Genomic DNA, 18,720 nt, shown 5'->3' on the forward strand with positions numbered 1-18,720 from the left:
TTTGCCTACCTCAAGGCCACACTCGAGGCCATCGCCGCAGGCCATCCAACCCGCCGCATCGACGACCTGCTCCCATGGAACTTCAGCCCGTCAAGCTGATCCTGAGTGCCCTGTAGGCACCGCTTACATTGGTCTCGGGCTCGACCGGATAGACGACCGGAGGTGCCACGGTGATCGGCGTGCGCCCGCCGTCAGCCAGAGCGGCAGTGGCAGTGCCGGCTACAGCAACAGCGCAAATGGTGGAAAGGAGTTGTTTCATTGGGATCCCCCGAACGGATTACTAAGTGCAAAAAGTAAAAAATATCGAAGTAAATGTTTGAGTCGCTAACGATCGAAAATTCCGACGTCAGCCGGTCAACCATTGCCAATATTTCTACACCCGCAGGGGGACCGATCAACTTTTTTTCGCCATATTTCGCGTCGAAAGCCGAGACCTGTGTTTTTGCGAACACATCGGTTGGTTGGGCGCTGGGGCCAGTATATACAGGGTGTGCGTGCTTTCAGGCGGGGGATTTGGGGGCTTGGTTTGGGCGCTGCGTGTCGATTTTAGGTTGAGTTGTGCAAATTAGCTGCAACTAATGATTGCGCGCGGTGCTGCCCCAGAAACCGTCAGAAATCGCCACACCTCCGAGCGTGATGACGGCAAGCCACAACTTCGCATAAACTGAGTATATCGCGATTATTGAGGGGGGGCTTATAATGCCCCTTATAAATTATACTTCCGCATCGGTAGCGTATCTCTAAAACGGGATCGCTTTAAGTTCATTGCCGCGAAGTAACAAATACATGCAGTTGTTGTATGCGCTCGATCCATGAAATCCAATGCATGGGGCGAGCAGCCGGGAAACACCCTCGCGCGCTGGCATTGAGCAGGGTAGGGGGCGTGATTAACGCAAAATTATCAAACTGCTTAGGTCTCGCAGCGGGCAACGCCATCCAGCACTTGCGAGGCGCAGCGGCACCCGCGCCAGTGGGGCCTGCGTGTAGGTCTTGGCGGCCATTCCCATACGCTCGCTTCACCGGAGCTGCGCGAATATCGCGCTATAGGCGTTTCAATCCACCGATTGCGCCGTGACCTTTGCGCGGGATTTTAGCCTTTGGCCGTTATATTTAAGGCTTTGCGCCCGTATCGGGCAGGGGCGCAAAGCGGCGTTTCGAGGTGTCAGGCAACCTCAGGGCGCGCCGGAACCTGCCGTTTAGTCAACAAAGGCGCGCTCAACCACAAAGACGCCCGGCGCGCTGTTCGAACCCTCTTGCATGCCCGCGTCTTCGCAGAGCGTGCGGCAGTCTTTCAGCATTTCCATCGAGCCGCAGATCATCACCCGGTCAACCTCGGGATCGAGCGGCGGCAGGCCGAGATCCGAGAAAAGCCGCCCCGAGGTCACCGCATCGGTGATTCGCATGCGCCGCGGATGGTCCTCGCGGGTGACGCAAGTATAGTGGTGCAGCCGCCCCGCCGCGCACTCGCCGACCAGCGGATCTTCCAGCGTTTGCGTGACAATCTGCGTGCCGTAAGCCAGTTCGGCGCTCTCGCGGCAGCCGTGCAGCAGCACCACGGTGTCGAATTTCTCATAGGTCTCGGGGTCGCGCATCAGCGAGGCAAAGGGTGCCACACCGGTGCCGGTCGAGAACATATAGAGCCGTTTGCCCGGCAGCAGCGCATCGGTGACCAGCGTGCCGGTGGGTTTCTTGCGCATCAGCACCTGATCGCCCGGTTTGATCTTTTGCAGGTGCTCGGTCAGCGGCCCGTCGGCAACCTTGATCGAATAGAACTCCAGTTCCTCATCCCAGGACGGCGAGGCGATGGAATAGGCGCGCAGCACCGGTTTCTCGGCATTCGGCAGGCCGATCATCACGAATTCGCCGGAACGGAAGCGAAAGCTCGCGGGGCGGGTCATGCGAAAGCGGAACAGGCGGTCGGTGTAATGCTCCACCTCGGTGACGGTCTCGACGAATGTATTGGCCGGGATCGGAAACGGGGCGGTGGTTTGGGCGGAATCTAGGGACACGGCGCACCTTTATGGCTGGAATCGGGGTGGGTTGGTTGCGTCTTCTGCATCGATCTATAGCAAAATAACGTTCGTGCACAAACAAAAAAGACGCGGCAGCGGGAGGCCCCCATCCCCCGGCATGGCAGTGGAATCACGGGGTCCGCAGCGCTTTTCCCGCTGAAAACAGGCGGAAATGCCGGTTTTCTGCAAGGGTGCTAGCGCGAACAACAAACTTCTGGCCGGTGGAAAAATTTTCTTGTGCGAAGGGGAATGCTCTGCCAGATTGAAAAATAACTTGTGTGCGTCCAATAATTGACGCGCCCCATAGAATGGATGCCAGACCATGCCAGCCTTCCTTCGCCCCGCCACCCTCCAAGAGGCGCTCGCCCATCTGGCGCAGGCGCCCAAGTTGCGCATTCTCGCCGGTGGCACCGATGTCTACCCGACGCTGGGCGATGAGGTGGCGCGGGTGGCACTGATGGATATCACCGGCATCGAGGCGCTGCAGGGGGTCACGCTGAGTGACAGCTCGCTGCGGATCGGCGCGCTGGCGACATGGACCGAGGTGCAGCGTATGGAGCTGCCGCCCGCCTTCGCCGCCCTCCAGCAAGCGGGGCGCGAGGTTGGCTCGCCGCAGGTGCAGAATTCGGGCACCGTGGTCGGCAATATCTGCAACGCCTCGCCCGCCGCCGATGGCACCGTGGCGCTGCTGGCACTGGACGCCGAGGTCGAGATTGCCGGACCGCAGGGCACGCGCGAGATGCCCTTGGCGGATTTCGTTACCGGTGTGCGTCAGGTGGCGCTACAGGCGGGCGAATTTGTCACCGCCGTGCATATCAAACGCCCCGACGCGGCGGCCAAATCGGCGTTTCTGAAACTGGGCGCGCGGCGGTATCTGGTGATCTCGATTGCCATGGTCGCGGCGCTGATCGAGTGCGACGCGCAGGGTAAGATCACCGGCGCTGCCATCGCGGTCGGCGCCTGTTCACCGGTGGCGCAGCGGCTGCCGGCGCTGGAAAAACGACTTATCGGGTTGGGCAAAGCCGATATCGCAGGGGCGCTGCGCCCCGAGGACTTCGCCGGGTTGGCGCCGATTGGCGATGTGCGCGCCGAGGCCGCCTATCGCAGCGCCTCGGTGCCGGTGTTGGTGCGCCGCGCCATCACCCGCGCGCTGGAGGCTTGAAATGAGAGACGCCGTGGAAAAAACCGCTTCGCAAGTCACCCTGTCCCTGACCCTCAACGGCCAGTCACGCCGCGCGGATCTGCGCCCGCAAGCAAGGTTGAGCGCCGCGCTGCGCGAGGATTTCGGCTGCGAGGATGTCAAATCGGGCTGCGACGCGGGCGATTGCGGGGCTTGCACGGTGCTCTTGGACGGTGCGCCGGTTTGCGCCTGTATGCTGCCCGCCACGCGCGCCGAGGGGCGGGTGGTGGAAACCGCGCAAGCGCTGGCGGCTGCGCCCGATCAGCCCGGCGCCTTGCAGCGGTCGTTCCTGCGCCACGGTGCCGCGCAATGCGGGATTTGCACGCCCGGAATGCTGGTCTCGGCCGAGGCTTTGCTGCGCCGCACCAAGAACCCGAGCCGCGCCGAGGTCGAAGAGGCGATCTCGGGTGTGCTGTGTCGTTGCACCGGCTACGCCAAGATCGTCACGGCGATCATGGAGTGTCACAGCGAAGCGCCCGCCAAAACGCCCGAACCCGCAGCCGTGGGCGCGCGGATCGAGCGGCTTGACGGGTTGCCGAAGGTGCTGGGTAGCGACCTTTTCGGCGCCGACAACTGGCCCGAGGGCACATTACTGGTGCGCGCCATCCGCAGCCCGTTTAACCATGCCAGCTTCACCCTCGGTGATCTGGCAGCCTACCGAAAATCCCACCCCGAGCTGCGCGCCATTCTCACCGCCGATGATATCCCCGGGCGCAACCTGCACGGCGTCATCCCTCAGCTTGCCGACCAGCCGGTGTTTGCCGAACGCACCACCCGCTTCAAGGGCGAGGCGGTGGCCATCATCGTCGGCCCGCGCAAAGTGGTTGAGGCGCTCGATCTCGCCGATTTCCCCGTCGAGTGGCAGGAATTGGACGCCGCGCTGACCGTGGATCAGGCGCTGGCCGAGGGCGCCGCCGCGCTGCACGAGAGCCGCGCGGGTAATATTCTGGTCAACGGCCTCGTGCGCCGTGGCACGCCGGAAACTGCCCTCAAAACCGCCGCGAGTATCGTCGAAGGCCAATTTTCCAGCGGCTTTGTCGAACACGCCTATATCGAGCCCGAGGCCGGTTTCGCCCGCCGTGTCGGTGACCGTATCGAGATCGCCGTGTCCACCCAAGCGCCCTATATGAACCGCGACGATCTGGCGCTGATCATGGGGCTGCCGGTCGAGAATATCCGCATCCTGCCCACCTCGGTCGGTGGCGGCTTCGGCTCGAAGCTCGATCTGACCGTGCAGCCCTTCATTGCACTGGCGGCTTGGGTCACCGGCGCGCCCTGCGGCATGGTCTATAGCCGCAAGGAATCGATGCAGACCTCGACCAAACGCCACCCCTCGCAGATCACCGCGCGGATCGGCGCCGACGCCGAGGGCAAGCTTTTGGGCATGGACTTCACCGGTTATTTCAACACCGGCGCCTATGCCTCTTGGGGGCCGACGGTGGCGAACCGCGTGCCGGTCCATGCCTCGGGCCCCTATAGCGTGCCGCATTACCACGCCAAATCCATCGCCGTGCACAGCCATTGCGCCCCCGCCGGTGCCTTTCGCGGCTTTGGCGTGCCGCAAAGCTCGGTGGTGCAGGAAAGCCTGTTTGATGAACTCGCCGATGCGCTGGGCCATGACCGGCTGGAATTTCGCATCACTAACGCGCTGACCACGGGGCAGGCGACGGTGACCGGGCAGGTGTTTGCGCAGGGCGTCGGCATCCGCGCCTGTCTTGAGGCTTTGCGCGAGGATTGGGCCACGCGCCGCGCCGCCTGCGCCACCTTCAACGCCGAACAAGAGGCCAGCGGCGGCACATTGCGGCGCGGCGTTGGCGTCGCGGGCATGTGGTATGGCTGCGGAAACACCTCCTTGCCGAACCCTTCGACAATCCGCGTCGGGCTGACCGCCAAGGGCCAACTCATGCTGCATCAGGGCGCGGTGGATATCGGGCAGGGCTCGAACACCGTAATCACCCAGATTTGCGCCGAAGCGCTGGGCCTGAGGGTCGCGGATTTCACCCTTGTCGGCGCCGATACCGACCTGACGCCGGACGCGGGTAAAACCTCGGCCTCGCGGCAGACCTTTGTCTCGGGCGCCGCGGCCCTGCGCGCGGGCGCGGCACTCAGGGCGCAAATCCTGCGGTGGTTGAACGCCGGGGATGACGCGCAGCTGACGCTGAGCGGCAGCGTCATCGCCGCCGGTGACGCGCGGCTCGATCTCGCCGCGCTCAGTGATGAAGCCAACGCGCTGGGCTATGTTTTGATGGCCGAGGAAACCTATGATCCGCCGACCAGCCCCTTGGATGAAAACGGGCAGGGCGATCCTTACGCCGCCTACGGCTGGGGCGCGCATCTGGCCGAGGTCGAGGTCGACACCGAGTTGGGCCTGATCCGCACCCGCGATCTGGTCTGCGCCCATGACGTGGGCCGCGCGATCAACCCGACGCTACTGGAAGGCCAGATCGAGGGCGGCTCGGCGCAGGGGCTGGGCTTTGCCCTGATGGAAGAATTCCACCCCGGGCGCACCGAGAACCTGCATGATTACCTGATCCCCACCGTTGGCGATGTGCCGCGGGTGCGCTCGATCCTCATTGAGGACCCCGACGCGCATGGCCCTTACGGCGCCAAGGGCATCGGCGAGCAGGTGCTGATCCCCACCGCCCCCGCGATCCTCAATGCGGTGCGCGATGCCACCGGCGCGCGGCTGCGCGATCTGCCCGCCACGCCCGACAAAGTGCTGCGCGCCCTCAACGCTGTGGAGGCCTGAGTAATGACCCAAGACACGCCCGAAACCACGCCGGAAATCACCACCCCGCCCTCGATCCCGCGCCGCGCCAAACGCGAGCAGCCCGAGAAAATCCGCTGTGATGCCTGTCCGGTGCTCTGCTTCATCGCTGACGGCCGCGCCGGTGCCTGCGACCGCTACGCCAATGTCGGCGGCACCCTCACCCGCGTGGACCCGCTGGTGATCCTCGACCGCACGGTTGAGGCCGGTGGCGAGGTGGTCAGCTTTCTCGATGACAAGCGCGAATGGGAGGGCGATATCGTCCAGCCGCCGGCGAGTTTCATCACCGCAGTCGGCGCCGGCACCACCTATCCCGACTATAAACCCGCGCCCTTCATCGTTTCCAGCCAGATGGCGGGCGTCGATATGGTGACCGTGGTGACCGAGGGGATATTCTCCTATTGCGGGGTCAAGCTGAAGATCGACACCGACCGCCACCTCGGCGACGAGACCGCTGCGGTGCGCTATCAGGGCGAGGTCGTCGGCCATGTCACCTCGGGCGAATACGGCAGCCAGATGATGAGCCTCGGCGGCGTCCATCACCTGACCGGCGGCTCGAAAAAAGAGGGCCGGATGACCTGCGAGGCGCTCTTAAATCTGTGCAACCGCCAGCCGGTGGAATTGCAGATTGATGAGGGCGTTAACATCATTGTCGAGGCCGGAAAAGCGCCGGTGATCGAGGGCCAGCGTGAAGAGCGGATGCGCGTCGGCTGCGGCTCGGCGGCGATCGGCATGTTCGCCCAGCAATGGTTCCGCCATGTCGATGATGTGGTGGTGGTCGACGACCATATCACCGGCGTGTTGTCCGAGCATCAGGCGGGCAAACTGCTGGATGTGCCGCCGACCGGCATCAAGATCAAAGGCAAGCGCAGCACCCCGGGGCGGTATTTCCGCGTCGCCGAGCCGGGGCAGGGCTGGGGTGGCACCAATCTGGATGATCCGCTGGCGATCATCGACCGGTTTGATGCGAAAACCGCGACGCCGGGGATGAAGCTGTTGATGATTTCGACCACCGGCGATCATTCGGATTATTTTGTGCTTGATGATGATCTGACACCGCAGCGCGCCGAGATGCCGCAAGCGGTCCGCGACACTGTCGAGCGGGTCAAGGAAAACTGCGAACCGGCGCTCTGTTCGGTGGTGTTCATCGGCGGTGCAGGCGGGTCCCTGCGCGCCGGTGTCACCGAAAACCCCGTGCGGCTGACGCGCTCGGTGCGCGATACGCTGACCCATGTCACCTCGGGCGGGGCCGAGGTCTATATCTGGCCCGGCGGCGGCATCACCTATATGGTGGATGTCACGCAAATGCCTGAAAATTCATTCGGTTACGTGCCGACGCCTGCGCTGGTTGCACCGATTGAGTTCACCATGCGGGTCAGCGATTACGAGGCGCTGGGTGGGCATATGGACTCGATCCGCCCGCTGGCCGAGGTCGGCGGTGCGCAGCGGCGGCTCAATCAGGGCGAAGAGGCGGGCGCATGGCCGGTGCAACCCCATCACTTCGGCTGGACACGTTAGCATGATGCAGGCCCCGCACCACCGCATGCTGCCCGACGGGCGGCGGCTGCATCTCGGGCATGGGCCGATTGACCTGATTGTGCAGGCCGAGGGTGCCCCTGACGCGGTGGCCGAAGGCTACCGTCGGGCCGTGGCGCGGTTTGACGGGCTACTCGAGGAATTGGTCGCCGAATTGCCGCTACTGCGCCGACCAGTGCAAGGGGACGACTGCCCGCTACAAGGACCAATCGCAAAGCGCATGTGGCAGGCGGCGCGGGGCTGTATGCCCGAGGGCGCGCCGCTCTTTGTCACCCCGATGGCCGCCGTCGCCGGTGCCGTCGCCGAGGCGGTGCTCGCCGCAATCAGCGAGGTGCCCGGTCTCACCCGCGCCAGCGTTAACAACGGCGGCGATATCGCGCTCTACCTTGCCTCCGACGCCCCCGATTGGCGCCTCGCGGTGGTGGTTGATCCGCAAGATCCCGCCTCGCCCGGCGTGCTGCGCATCGGCCCCAAGCATAGCTGCCGCGGTGTGGCGAGTAGCGGCGCCAAAGGCCGCAGCCATTCCCTCGGCATCGCCGATAGCGTCACCGTGCTGGCCAAAACCGCGCCCGAGGCCGACGTCGCCGCGACCCTAATCGCCAACGCGGTGGACCTGCCCGACCACCCGGCAATCACCCGCCAACCCGCCTGCGTCCTCGCGCCCGACAGCGACCTCGGCGCGGCTTTGGTGACCACCCATGTCGGCGCGCTGACCGCCAAAGAAATTACACAAGCCCTTGACGCGGGGGAAACCTTGGCAGAGTCACTGCTAGCGACGCGTCGAATTCACGGTGCCGCGCTTGTTTTACAAGGGCGGGTGCGGCTGGTTGGCGATCTGCCGCTGCATACCCATGGCCAAGTCCACTCAGTTAGAAAGTTGCACAATGTCTGACATCAAGCTCCGCAAACAGGCGCTGTTGACCGAAGAAATCTTTCACGAAGGCGGCGCCATTGCCGACCTGCCCCTGCGCCGCGTGGCCATGGTCAGCGTGATCGAAAACCCTTTCGCGGGCCGCTATGAGGCTGATATCGCTGGCTTTATGAAGACCCTCGAGCCTTTGGGTCTGGCGATGGCGCAGCGGATGATCGCGGCGCTGGGCGGCGATGCCTCGGTGGTTGAGGGCTATGGCAAGGGCGCGATTGTCGGCGCCGGTGGCGAGTTGGAGCACGGCGCGCTCTGGCATGTGCCCGGTGGCTACGCGATGCGCGAAACGCTGGATAACGCCAAGGCCATCGTGCCTTCGACCAAGAAAGTCGGCGGTGTCGGCACGCGGCTGGATGTGCCGATCACCCATATCAACGCCTCCTATGTGCGCAGCCATTTCGACGCGATGGAGGTCGGGATGCACGATGCGCCACGGGCCAATGAACTGGCGCTGATCCTTGTGATGAGCACCGGCGGGCGCATCCATGCCCGGGTCGGCGGCTTGGCCAAAGAGGAAATTTCCGCCCATGACGGGTTGAGATAACGACAACGCCCAAAAGGGACGTTAAAAAAGCCCGGAGCAACCGGGCCATTTTCAACTAGGAGAGACATAATGAACTGGAAGACCATGTTGGCCGCAGTCGCGGGGATTGGCCTGGCGCTACCGGCAGCGGCGCAAGAGCGCGAGTTTCGGCTGGGGATGATCACCCCGCCGGTGCATGTGTGGAACCAAGAGGTTGCCGCACTTAGCGACACGCTGATGGAGCTCTCGGACGGGCGCTTTTCGGTCGTCGCCTTCCCCTCGGGGCAGTTGGGCAATGAAGCGACGATGATGCAGCAGATGCAGACCGGCGCGCTGGATATGGCGTGGCTGACTTCCGCCGAAGTGACCACGCGGGTGCCCGATATGGCCGCCCTACACGCGCCGTTCTTGGTGAACAACATCGCCGATGCCGCCCGCGTTTTGCGCTCGGAGCCCGCACGCGAGATCCTCGGCGGTCTGCCCCGCGCCACCGGCACCGTTGGCCTGTGCTATGCGATGACCGGCATGCGCCAGTTGATGACCCGCGATGCCGTGGATTCAGCCGAGGATCTGGGCGGCATGCGCTTCCGCATCACCCCCGCACCGGCGATCCGCACCTTCTTTGAGATGTTCGACGCCGCGCCTGCGCCGATGCCGCTGACGCAGGTCTATGACGCGCTCGCCAACGGCCAGATCGACGCCATCGACATGGATTTCGAGTCGATCATCAACTTCCGCTACTATGAGCATGCGCCCAATATGATGGTCACCAACCACCATATGTTCGGCATGGTCGCGCTGGTTTCGGCCCGCGTCTGGGCCAGCCTGAGCGAGGATGACCGCGCGATCATCTCGGAGGCCGTGCAACTGCATTGCGACCGCACCATCGACCGTTTTGTCGAGGAAGAGGCCGGTAAACTCGAGCGTCTGCAAGGCATCGAAGGCGTCAATGTGACCGAGAATGTCGGCGCCGAGTTCTTTGGCGATATCGTCACCCGCTGGGACGCCCATTGGGAAGAGCAAACGCCCTACGTCGCGCGTCTGCGCGAGCTGGTCGCCAGCTTCTGAACCCAAGCCACCACCGCGGGCGCAGCTTCGGTTGCGCCCGTAACGGTGCGCTGAATGTCTCCCAACGTGGAGGGTGCGATGCTATTGATCAGAGCGCTGCGGCGTCTGTCTGATATTCTAAGCCGGATCGAGCGGGGCATGCTGATTGTGCTGACCGCAGCGGTGGCGATTTTCGTGTTGATGAATGTCACCTTCCGGCTGTTCAATGTGACGCTGGCCTGGGCCGATGAACTGGCGATCCTGTCGATGACGCTGGGCGGTTTTGTCGGCGCCTCCCTGATGTTGCGCGCGCGCACCGATCCCGCGGTGCTGTTGCTGCATGAGACCGGTGGCAAGGCGCTTGTCAAAGGGCTGCGGATTGCGATCTCGCTGATTGCCAGTCTCTTCGGGCTGGTGCTGCTCTGGCTGTGTTGGCGCTGGTTCAACCTGCCCGCGCTGGCTGCGGTGGGGTTCAATATCGGCGATTTCGAGATGACGACGTTCAACTTTCTTTACACCGAGCGCACGCCGGTTCTGGCGCTGCCGTATTTCTGGTTTTTCCTGATCATGCCGTGGTTTTCCCTGACCCTGAGCGTCCATGCGCTGACCAATCTGGCCGAGGATATCGGTCTCATCGAGGCGCGTCCCTTGGCGCATGAATACACCGCAGGCGAGGGCTAAGCCGATGACAATGTTTGCTTTTCTTGCTCTTCTGGTGATCGGGCTGCCGATCGGGCTGATCCTGTGCATCGGCGCGCTGGTGTTCATTTACGAGACCGGAAATCCCTTGCTGCTCGACAGCTATCCGCTCAAACTCTTCTCCTCGCTCGACAACTTCGGCCTCTTGGCGATCCCGCTGTTTATCCTCATTGGCGAGTTGATGAACGGCGCCGGGATCACCACGCGGCTGGTGCGGCTGGCCTCGGCCTTTGTCGGCGCGCTCAAGGGCGGGCTGGCCTATATCAATCTGCTGGCGAATATGATGGTCGCTTCGATCCTCGGCTCGGCCACCGCGCAGATCGCGATGATGAGCCAAGTGATGGTGCCCGAGATGCAGCGCGCCGGTTATGACAGGGGCTTTGCCGCTGGGCTCACCGCTTTTGGCGGGCTCTTGGGGCCGATCATCCCGCCGTCGATTGTCTTTGTCGTCTATGCGGTTCTGGCACAGGTGGCGGTCCGCGATATGCTGATTGCGGGCATCCTGCCGGGGATCCTGTTAACCACGCTTTTCGTGCTCACTGTCGCCGCGCTGGGCTGGCGTTACAACTACCCCAAGGGCGAGCGGTTAAGCTGGCGCGCCCGCTTTGCGGCGCTGCGCGATGCGCTGCCGATGCTGGCGATTCCGGCGGTGATCATCGGCACGATTGTCGGCGGTTTCGGCTCGCCGACCGAGGCGGCGGCCATCGGTGCGGTGGTCGCGGCGCTGATCGGCATGTTCTACACCGGCTCGCTGAAATTACGCGATTTCCCCACGATCCTTTTGCGCACCGGCCTCAGTTCGGCGCTGGTGCTGTTTCTGGTCGCCGCGGCGGGGGTGTTTTCATGGGTGCTGATCTTTGGCCAAGTGCCGCAGACCGCGGCCGCATGGATCCAGTCGGTCGCCACCACGCCCACCGCCTTCATGCTGCTGGTCTTGGTGATGCTGCTCATTGTCGGCACAGTGATCGACGGCATCCCCGGTCTGATCATGGTGGTGCCGATCCTCTTGCCGATTGCGACCGAGGTCTACGGCATCGACCCGCTGCATTTCGGCGTCGTGGTCTCGGTCAACCTGATCCTCGGATTGCTGTCGCCGCCGGTGGGCATCGGGCTTTATGTCGCCGCCTCGGTCAGCGGGGTCAGCGCGATCCGCGTGTTCTGGGTGGCGCTGCCGTTCTTCTTTGTCGCCTGTCTGGCGCTGGTGGTGCTGGCGCTGGTGCCATGGCTCAGCCTCGCCTTTGTAGGCGGTTAAAGCCCTGCGCCGTCCCGCATCAGGGGCGGCGCACTAGCTGATCTTGCGCAGCAATCGGACCAGCGTCGCCTGTTCACTGTCGGACAGCGGCGCCAGCGTCAGACGGGTGATCTCCTGCCCCAAGGGCAGCACCCGTTTGGTCACCCGCTCGCCCTCGACGGTCAGCCCGACCAGATGCATGCGGTTGTCATCGGGCGATTGCGTCTTATCGACCAGCCCGCGCTGGAACAGCCGCTTGACCACCCCGTTGATCGTCGAATTGTCCATCGCGGTCAGCCGCCCGAGCGCGTTTTGCGAGGTCGGACCGGCCTCCAACAGCTTCGATAAAGTGGCGAATTGCTGCGCGGTCAGCCCCTCCAGCATATGCGCCGAAAAGATGCTCAGATGCCGTTGCTGGGCCTTGCGCAGCAGAAATCCGGCTTGCTGGTCAAGCACATAGCGGCGGCGCCCACGCGGGTGGGGCGCTGCCTTTTCATCGTCAGGGTCCAGCGTGTCGGGGTCGGTGTTGTCAGACTCGCGCACAGCGCCTCCTTGGGTTTACCGCAACCCATCCTTACCGCTGATCTCGTCTTTTGTCAGCCCGCCAACGCGCGGCAGGGGCCGACCGGAATCCGCCACCGCCACCGCCACCATGATCTCATTGGCGCGCGGCGCGTCATTCAGGCTGACCACCGTGGCGTCGAAATGCGAGCGCACATAGGCCGCATCCTTATGCCCCAGCGGCACGTCCAAAACCTGCCCCGGTCCGCCCATTTTCTTGGAGGAGGGCACCAGCGCCGCGCCTTTCCCGACCGCCGCCCGCAAAGGGGCCCCAAGCCGCGGGTGCAGGATCGCGGCGGCATGTTCCAACTCGCCATTCTCGCCGACCATCGCCGCTTTGCCGTAGCTTTCGGCGGCCTCGGGCGCGATGCCAAGCGCCTCAACCGCGCGCCGTCCCAGCAGATCGCCCATCTCGGCACCGATCTCCATCAGCGCCTCAAGATCATCCTGATACTGCCCCGCCAGCGGGTTCTCGATCACCGCCACCGCCGTGGCCTTGCGCGTGGCAGGGCTGATCTCGCGGCCCATTTCCAGATGCGTTTCCTCAAGAAACACCGCGATTTTACGGATTTTCGCTTGCATGATATCCCCCCTTATACGCTCGGCACACGCGCCGCAGGCGGCGTCGAGCGCGAGCGGCCAGTGCGCATTTTGCCGTCGATCATCACCGCGCCAATGCCCGGAATATTGCCCATCGCCATCGCCTCGAGCACATTCTTACCGCTCGAGCCTTCGGGCTTGTCCATGAACACGATATCCGCCGGACGCCCACGCGCCAGCAGCCCCTGATCGATCCCGCGTTTGCGGCTGACATTGCCGGTGGCGCAGCAGATCGCCTGTTCGGCGGGCAGTCCGCCAAAGCTGGCCAGCAGCGTCACCATCCGCAGCATGCCGTTGGGCTGCACGCCCGAGCCTGCGGGCGCATCGGTGCCCAAGAGGAAATCCGCCAGACGGCCATTCGCAAGCGCCGCTTCCATCGCCACAATCGCCGATTTCTCGTTGCCGTTGTGCACCGCTTCCAGCGCGCCCTTGGCGTGTTTGCACAATTCGCGCACCGCTTCATGCGGGATCGAGGTCGGCCCACCGTTGATATGGCTGACCACATCGGGCTGCGCCTCCAGCACATCCTCGGCGGTAACCAGATGCGAGCCGGCAATCGACGGCCCGCCGGTGTGCATGATCGTCTCGATGCCCAACTCGCGGCACCAGCCGGTGACCCGCGCCGCATCCGCGCCCTTGGCCACCGTGCCCAAGCCGATCTCGCCAATCCGCGCGATTCCGGCGGCTTTCAGGCTGGCATAGAACTCACGGTCGAAATCAAGTTCCGGCACCGGCGCACCGGCGATCACCTTGGCGCCAATCGGGCGGAAGTTCTGAAAGCAACGCTGCGCCACCATCGCCAGCGCGCGCACGCCCTCGGCATCCTTGGGGCGGCCCGGCAGATGCACCTCGCCTGCCGACAGAAAGCTGGTGACCGCGCCATTCACGTTCATCTCGATCCAGCCAAGCTGGTTCTGGCGCGGCGTCCAATCGCCGAACACCGGATGCGTGTGGCTGTCGATCAGCCCCGGCATCACCGCACAGCCCTGCGCGTCGATCTCGCTATCGACGTCACCGGCCTCGAAGCCGACGATCACCCCGTCCTCGATCAGCAGACAGTCACTGTCCACAATCGGCTGGTCCAGATCACCGCTCAGCAACAACCCGATGTTGCGGATCAATTGCCGGCCTTGCGCCGGAAGGTCCTTTGATTCAGCCGCCATGATATCACTCCAGTTTGTTTGTGTAGAAACGATATCAGCGGAAACCCCCTCGCGGCAAGACAGAAATCTCGCCGCGGGTTATCGGGGGCAAAAGGGGTCATTTGCAGTTAAAAACGGCTCATTCGGCGGGTGACTGGCTGCTGCGTTCGCTCTGCAACCGTTTCACCGCCATGCCCGGCGCCGCGCCCCAGACCGCGATCCAGCGATAGAAGATCGGCGTCAGGAACAGGGTAAACACGGTGGCAAAGCCCAGCCCGCCGACGATCACCCAGCCGACCGCAATCCGCGCTTCGGCACCGGCGCCCGAGGTCATCACCAAGGGCAGGCCGCCAAAGACCGTCGAGACCATGGTCATCATCACCGGCCGGATCCGCAGCCGCAGCGCATCGCGGATGGCGCTGTCGATATCCTGCCCCGCCTCGCGCAACTGGTTGGCGAATTCGACAATCAGAATGCCGTTCTTCGCCATCACCCCGATCAGCATCACCAGACCGATCTGGCTGTAATAATTCAGCGAGCCGCCAGTGATCGAGATCGCCATCAGGGCGGCGGCCAGACCAAAGGGCACGGTCAGCATAATCACCACCGCGCTGGCGAAACTCTCGAATTGCGCGGCCAGCACAAGGAACACCACCAGAAACGCCACGCCAAAGACCATGATCATCCCCGACTGGCTGTCGGATAGCGTCGCCGCCTCGCCGGTGAAAATGATCCCCATGCCGTCGGGCAGGGTCTGATCGGCAATCTCCGACAGCGCGCCCATCGCAGTGCCCAGATCAACCCCCGGTCCGAGGTTCGCCTGCACCGAGACCGCCAGCGATCCGCCCTGCCTCGAGATCGACGACTGGCTGACCGTCGAAGACAGGCTCGCCGCCGAGGACAGCGGCACATAGCCCCCCGCAGGCAGGCGCAGATAGATCGATTCCAGATCATAGGTGTCGTTGATCGGCGGCCCGCCCGGCACCACGCGCACATCGACTTCGGTGTCATCCGAGAACACGCTGACCGCGGTCACCCCGCGCACCATGGCGCTGATCGTGCGCGAAATCTCGGATTCGGTCAGCCCGAACACGCTGGCCATATCGGGATCGACATGGACCTCGAATTGATGCTGCACCGAATCGCCGGATAGCTGCGGGTTCACAAAGGCCGCATTCCCCTCCATCACCGCGACCAACTGGTCGGCGGCCTCGATCATCGCCTCGATATTGCTGCCGGTGACGGCAAATTGCAGCCCGCGACCGGCGCCGCGAATGTTCAGCGAGTTGGTCGAGCGCCCGAACACCATAATCCCGGGCACCGCCGCCAGCTCGCTGTTGATATCGCCCATGATCTCGGCCTGCGAGCGGTCGCGCGTGTCCCAATCGGGCAGGCGCACGATGATGAACGCCGCAGTGCCACCGCCGACACCGATGATGCTCTGCACTGCCGCCACTTCGCCGCTTTCGCGGAACGGCGTCAGGATCTCTTCGACCAGCGCGGTCTGGGTGTCGACATATTCGGTGGTGGTGTCCGAAGCGCCGCGCGCGAAGATCAGAAAGAACCCGCGGTCCTCGGCGGGGGTGACGCTGGACGAGAGGGTGCTCGCCGCACCCAGCGCGATGATCACCAGCCCGCCAGCCGTCGCCAGCACCACCAAAGGCGTGCGGATCGACCAATCCATCACCCTATCAAACCCGCGCGCCAGCCAGCCGGGTTTGCGCGTAGTGGCCGCTTTGGCATCGGGCTTGCCGGGGTCGAGAAAGGCCGCCATCACCGGCGCGAGGGTCAGCGCGGTGATCGACGACAGCGTCACCGCAAAGGCCAGCACAAAGCCGAACTCGCTAAACACCCCGCCCGCCTGTCCGGGCAGGAAAGAGATCGGGATGAACACCGCCGCCAGCGTTGCGGTGGTGGAAATCACCGCAAAGAACACCTCGTTCGCCCCCGCCGCGGCGGCGGCAAAGGCGCCCATCCCGTCCTTGCGTTTGCGCACGATATTCTCGATCACCACAATCGCGTCATCCACCACCATGCCGGTCGCCAGCACCAGCGCCAACAGGCTGATGGTGTTGACCGAAAAGCCGGTGATCCAGATCGCGCCAATGGTGCCGACCAGCGCCACGGGGATGGTGACGGCAGGGATGATCGTGGCGCGCGCCGAGCGCAGGAAAGCAAAGATCACCGCGATCACGATCAGCGTCGCCAGCCCGATCGAGCGCACCACTTCATTGATCGAACCCTCGATAAACGTCCCGTCATCCGAGGTGACCAAGAGTTCCACACCCTCGGGCAAGGTCGCGCGCAATTCCTCCACCGCCTCACCCACCTGTTGCGAGATCGACAGCGTATTGCCCACCGACTGGCGGGTGATGCTCAGGCTGACCGCGCTCTGCCCGTTAACGCGGGTGTAAAACCCGCTGTCCTCGGGGGTCACGCGCACGAAAGCCACATCCGCCACGCGGGTATGGGCGTTGATCGGGATCTGGCCGATCATCTCGGTGGTGACCTCGGCATTGCCGACCCGCAGCGCCAGCGTTTGCGCATCGGTTTCCAGACTGCCCAAAGGCGTGTTGTCGCGCAGCGCGGTCAGCGCGTTGGAGACATCGAATATTGTCAGATTGCGGCTGAGCAGCGCCGCCATATCCAGCGTCACGCGGAATTCATTGGCGCGGCTGCCCTGCACGGTGACCTCGGCGATCCCGTCAATCGCCGACAGCCGGTCATAGATCGCCCCCTCGGCCAGTGCGGTCAGCGAATCGAGACTGGCATCCCCCAATAGCGCCAGCCGGATGATCGCATCGGCGTTGGTATCGGCTTTGGTCACTCTCGGGTCGTCGATATCATCGGGCAATTGCCGCTGGGTCGCGGCAACAATCTCGCGCGCTTCATTGGCGGCGACATCGACATTGGTGCCCTCGGACAGATCAATGGTGATCCGGCTCGATCCGGTGGATGAAGAGGATTCCATATAGGACAGCCCCTCTAGCGCGCTCAGCGCCGCCTCGAGAACCTGCGTCACCTCTTGATCCACGGTCGAGGGCACCGCGCCCTCATAGGTGGTGCGCACCGAGAGCACCGGCCGGTCAACATCGGGCATCTCGCGGACATCGACACCGGTCAGCGCGGCGAGACCGGCAATCAGGATCAACAGATTGATAACAATGCCGAAAATAGGTCGCGAGACAAAGAGATCGGCGATCCCTTTGCCCGCCTTGGTTATCGTCCCGCTCATGTCGGTGCCTCGGCACCGGCACGCCGCCGCGCCCCATCCCGCATGCCACCACGTGGCCCATCTCCGGCGCCATCCGGCGTTGCAATCCGCGCACCGGCGCGCAGTTTATGCGCGCCCTCCGTGACCACCGGCGTGCCCTCGGCAATCTCGCCGTCGATCCAGACCGTGGTGTTGCGCCGGTAAAGGATCGTCACCGGCACCTGCACAGCGACGCCGCCCTCATCGACCCAGACACTGGACCCGGCGCGCGACCATGTGATCGCGGTCGAGGGCAGGGCGGGCAAAGGTGCGCTTTCATGGATCAGGCTGATCGAAAACGTCATTCCGGGCCACAAGACACCGTCGGGGTTGTCGATCCGCGCGCGTACGGTGACGCTGCGGGTGACACTGTCGATGCGGCTGTCAAAGGACACAATCTCGGCGTCAAACACCCGTCCGGTAAAGCTGGAGGTCCGCGCCAGCACCTCGCGCGCCTCGCCAAGCAGCGAGATCGCCCGCTCCGGCAGTTCGAATTCCAGCAGCAGCGCGTCCGCCTGATCAATGCTCGCCACCACGGTATTGGCGGTGAGCACATCGCCGATCTCCACGCGGCTCAGGCTCAGGCGTCCGGCAATCGGCGCGCGGATGATCCGGTCATCCAGCGCCACCTGCGCCAGCCCGACCGCGGCCTCGGCCAGACGCTGCTCGACCCGCGCCTCCGAAAGCGCCACCTCGCTGACCGAGGAATTGCCCCGCGCCTGCAACTGCTCGTAACGGCTGACGGTTTCGCGCGCGACATCGAGATTGGCCTGCGCGATCTCGAGGTTCAATTGCTGCGTGCGCGCATCCAGCCGCAGCAGCACTTCGCCCGCTTCGACATCGCGATTACTCGCCAGATGGCTCTCGATCACCGTGCCGGCGGTGCTGCTTACTACATCGGCGCTGCGCAGGGCGCTGGCGGTGCCGATGGCCTGCAGGATGGTTTCAAATGGCAGCATCTCGAGCGGCGTTGTCACCACCGTGGTCGCACGCCCGCCACCCCGTCCACCACCTGGTCCGCCACCCGGCCCACCACCGGGTCGGCCGCCCGCACCACGCGCCGCCTGAGGGGCGCCGCCGCTGGCCGAAGGCTCCGCCTCGGGGCTCTGCCCGATCAGCGCGGCAACGGGTGTCGGCACCCCGAAGGTCGCCGCATAGGCACCCGCGATAATCGCGATCGCCATAATGAGATTGAGCAGTTTCCGCATCGGAATAAGCGCCTTTGGCCAGAGTGGTCCTGAGGT

The 18,720-nt window shown here is 64.1% G+C and carries 15 protein-coding genes; 9 read left to right on the forward strand and 6 right to left on the reverse strand.

The window, feature by feature from the left end; genetic code table 11:
- Positions 1-99 (forward strand): transposase domain-containing protein (locus tag DDE20_RS13205; RefSeq protein ID WP_133240353.1); only part of this gene is annotated, 99 nt, incomplete at its 5' end.
- A 1,097-nt stretch (positions 100-1,196) separates the two neighbouring features.
- On the opposite strand, the gene DDE20_RS13210 is transcribed toward DDE20_RS13205, so the two are convergent.
- Positions 1,197-2,009, reverse strand: coding sequence for a ferredoxin--NADP reductase (locus DDE20_RS13210; protein WP_116558994.1), 813 nt, complete (start codon positions 2,007-2,009; stop codon positions 1,197-1,199).
- A gap of 325 nt (positions 2,010-2,334) precedes the next feature.
- Here DDE20_RS13210 and DDE20_RS13215 point away from each other — a divergent pair, with 325 nt between their 5' ends.
- The 8 genes from DDE20_RS13215 (at position 2,335) to DDE20_RS13250 (ending at position 11,941) form a co-directional block, all read left to right on the forward strand.
- Complete coding sequence (locus DDE20_RS13215; RefSeq protein WP_116558995.1) at positions 2,335-3,174, forward strand: FAD binding domain-containing protein; 840 nt, start codon at positions 2,335-2,337, stop codon at positions 3,172-3,174.
- Between the two features lies 1 nt (position 3,175).
- The gene (locus tag DDE20_RS13220) at positions 3,176-5,941 is read left to right on the forward strand and encodes a molybdopterin-dependent oxidoreductase (RefSeq protein ID WP_116558996.1); all 2,766 of its coding nucleotides are present in this window, start codon (positions 3,176-3,178) and stop codon (positions 5,939-5,941) included.
- Between the two features lie 3 nt (positions 5,942-5,944).
- Entirely contained in the window at positions 5,945-7,477 is a 1,533-nt protein-coding gene (locus tag DDE20_RS13225; protein ID WP_240608054.1) for a 6-hydroxynicotinate reductase, read from the forward strand.
- Position 7,478: 1 nt separating this feature from the next.
- Positions 7,479-8,387, forward strand: a complete 909-nt coding sequence (locus DDE20_RS13230; protein ID WP_116558997.1) for a UPF0280 family protein — start codon at positions 7,479-7,481, stop codon at positions 8,385-8,387.
- Entirely contained in the window at positions 8,380-8,964 is a 585-nt protein-coding gene (locus DDE20_RS13235; protein ID WP_116558998.1) for an amino acid synthesis family protein, read from the forward strand. Before DDE20_RS13230 ends, DDE20_RS13235 begins: the two co-directional genes overlap by 8 nt.
- 69 nt (positions 8,965-9,033) lie before the next feature.
- The gene (locus DDE20_RS13240) at positions 9,034-10,011 is read left to right on the forward strand and encodes a TRAP transporter substrate-binding protein (protein ID WP_116558999.1); all 978 of its coding nucleotides are present in this window, start codon (positions 9,034-9,036) and stop codon (positions 10,009-10,011) included.
- Positions 10,012-10,089: 78 nt separating this feature from the next.
- Positions 10,090-10,671: a TRAP transporter small permease gene (locus DDE20_RS13245; RefSeq protein WP_116559000.1), complete on the forward strand. Its 582-nt coding sequence runs from the start codon at positions 10,090-10,092 to the stop codon at positions 10,669-10,671.
- A gap of 4 nt (positions 10,672-10,675) precedes the next feature.
- Positions 10,676-11,941: a TRAP transporter large permease gene (locus DDE20_RS13250; RefSeq protein ID WP_116559001.1), complete on the forward strand. Its 1,266-nt coding sequence runs from the start codon at positions 10,676-10,678 to the stop codon at positions 11,939-11,941.
- A gap of 33 nt (positions 11,942-11,974) precedes the next feature.
- Here DDE20_RS13250 and DDE20_RS13255 read toward each other — a convergent pair whose 3' ends face one another.
- The 5 genes from DDE20_RS13255 to DDE20_RS13275 form a co-directional block, all read right to left on the reverse strand.
- The gene (locus DDE20_RS13255) at positions 11,975-12,463 is read right to left on the reverse strand and encodes a MarR family winged helix-turn-helix transcriptional regulator (RefSeq protein WP_240608065.1); all 489 of its coding nucleotides are present in this window, start codon (positions 12,461-12,463) and stop codon (positions 11,975-11,977) included.
- A gap of 15 nt (positions 12,464-12,478) precedes the next feature.
- A complete protein-coding gene (locus DDE20_RS13260) occupies positions 12,479-13,063 on the reverse strand; it encodes an amino acid synthesis family protein (RefSeq protein ID WP_116559002.1) in 585 nt (194 codons plus the stop codon).
- A gap of 11 nt (positions 13,064-13,074) precedes the next feature.
- Positions 13,075-14,244: an amidohydrolase family protein gene (locus tag DDE20_RS13265; protein WP_116559003.1), complete on the reverse strand. Its 1,170-nt coding sequence runs from the start codon at positions 14,242-14,244 to the stop codon at positions 13,075-13,077.
- Positions 14,245-14,362: 118 nt separating this feature from the next.
- A complete protein-coding gene (locus DDE20_RS13270; RefSeq protein WP_116559004.1) occupies positions 14,363-17,458 on the reverse strand; it encodes an efflux RND transporter permease subunit in 3,096 nt (1,031 codons plus the stop codon).
- Entirely contained in the window at positions 17,455-18,684 is a 1,230-nt protein-coding gene (locus DDE20_RS13275) for an efflux RND transporter periplasmic adaptor subunit (RefSeq protein ID WP_116559005.1), read from the reverse strand. Before DDE20_RS13275 ends, DDE20_RS13270 begins: the two co-directional genes overlap by 4 nt.
- Positions 18,685-18,720 lie beyond the last annotated feature (36 nt).

Source organism: Pararhodobacter oceanensis, assembly GCF_003076755.1.
Lineage (GTDB): Bacteria > Pseudomonadota > Alphaproteobacteria > Rhodobacterales > Rhodobacteraceae > Pararhodobacter > Pararhodobacter oceanensis.

Bases quoted from the DNA above. Each gene is read 5' to 3' on its own strand.
- DDE20_RS13230 (WP_116558997.1), top strand. From the start codon at position 7,479: ATGATGCAGGCCCCGCACCACCGCATGCTGCCCGACGGGCGGCGGCTG.
- DDE20_RS13270 (WP_116559004.1), bottom strand. From the start codon at position 17,458: ATGAGCGGGACGATAACCAAGGCGGGCAAAGGGATCGCCGATCTCTTT.
- DDE20_RS13275 (WP_116559005.1), bottom strand. From the start codon at position 18,684: ATGCGGAAACTGCTCAATCTCATTATGGCGATCGCGATTATCGCGGGT.
- DDE20_RS13215 (WP_116558995.1), top strand. From the start codon at position 2,335: ATGCCAGCCTTCCTTCGCCCCGCCACCCTCCAAGAGGCGCTCGCCCAT.
- DDE20_RS13240 (WP_116558999.1), top strand. From the start codon at position 9,034: ATGAACTGGAAGACCATGTTGGCCGCAGTCGCGGGGATTGGCCTGGCG.
- DDE20_RS13250 (WP_116559001.1), top strand. From the start codon at position 10,676: ATGACAATGTTTGCTTTTCTTGCTCTTCTGGTGATCGGGCTGCCGATC.
- DDE20_RS13220 (WP_116558996.1), top strand. From the start codon at position 3,176: ATGAGAGACGCCGTGGAAAAAACCGCTTCGCAAGTCACCCTGTCCCTG.
- DDE20_RS13225 (WP_240608054.1), top strand. From the start codon at position 5,945: ATGACCCAAGACACGCCCGAAACCACGCCGGAAATCACCACCCCGCCC.
- DDE20_RS13260 (WP_116559002.1), bottom strand. From the start codon at position 13,063: ATGCAAGCGAAAATCCGTAAAATCGCGGTGTTTCTTGAGGAAACGCAT.
- DDE20_RS13265 (WP_116559003.1), bottom strand. From the start codon at position 14,244: ATGGCGGCTGAATCAAAGGACCTTCCGGCGCAAGGCCGGCAATTGATC.
- DDE20_RS13245 (WP_116559000.1), top strand. From the start codon at position 10,090: ATGCTATTGATCAGAGCGCTGCGGCGTCTGTCTGATATTCTAAGCCGG.
- DDE20_RS13235 (WP_116558998.1), top strand. From the start codon at position 8,380: ATGTCTGACATCAAGCTCCGCAAACAGGCGCTGTTGACCGAAGAAATC.